The sequence below is a fragment of the Streptomyces recifensis genome, from assembly GCF_002154615.1.
GTDB lineage: Bacteria > Actinomycetota > Actinomycetes > Streptomycetales > Streptomycetaceae > Streptomyces > Streptomyces griseoluteus.
In genome coordinates this window covers 1-953 of the sequence record NZ_MUNH01000717.1, presented here as the reverse complement: position 1 = coordinate 953, position 953 = coordinate 1, and the positions used below count along the sequence as shown (strand labels likewise).

The following is a 953-nucleotide window of genomic DNA, read 5'->3' as shown; positions in this document are numbered from 1 at the left end:
CCCGACCTGGCCGCCACCCTGCGCGCCAACACGGACGTCCTCGCGGACCACGCATCCGACTCCCTCTGGGACTCGGCACCCCATGCGGTTCTCGACCGCGCCGGTGAGAGCCTGAGCAGATCGGGGCTCGTGGCACCCGCCGTCGCCTACTGGCAGAGACTGGCCGCCGATTGCGAGCGGCGGATGGGCCAGGAGCACCTGCGGACCCTGACGTCGCGCAGCGCCCTGGCCGGTGCCTATGCGGACGCCTGGCGGTTGTCGGAGGCAATTGGTCTTCAGGAGCGGCTGCTCGCCGACTGCCGGCGGCTGCTGGGAGACCAGCACCCTCTCACCCTCGGCGTACGGAACAATCTCGCGATCTCCTACGGGAAGACGGGATGCACCGAGGAGGTCGTCGGCCTGTTCGAGCGCCTGGTCGTCGACTGCGAGCGGCAGTTCGGGGTCAAGCATCCCCACACCCTGACGGCTCGGAACAACCTGGCCGCCGCCTACCGGGAGGTGGGACGGGTCGTGTGGGCGGTCGGTCTTCAGAAGTGGGTGATCGCCGACAGCGAACGGCTGTTGGGAGCCGTGCATCCCGACACCCTGGGCGCACGCCTCAATCTCGTCAACTGCTATTGGCAGGCCGGCCTGGTGGAGGAAGCCGGTGGGCTGCTCACCGAGTTGATCGCCGATTGCGAGCGGGTGCTCGGGGACGCGCACCCCGAGACTCTGAACGTCCGTGGTCACCTCGCCTATTACTACTGGCGGGCCGGGCGCGTGGAGGAGGCGGTCGCCCGGCTCGAGGCGCTGGTCGCCGACAGGGAGCGGCTGATGGACCCCGACCATCCCGAGACGTTGACGGGCCGGGGCAATCTCGCTGTCGCCCACTGGGAGGCCGGGCGCAGGGAAGAGGGCCTCAGGCTCCTGCGTCGGTCGGTGGCGGATCTCGACCGGGTGCTGGGCAGCGGGCA

General features: G+C 70.0%; 1 protein-coding gene. It reads left to right on the top strand.

What is annotated here, in order from left to right; genetic code table 11:
- Positions 1–953 (top strand): tetratricopeptide repeat protein (locus tag CCN33_RS28830; protein ID WP_140394730.1); only part of this gene is annotated, 953 nt, incomplete at both ends.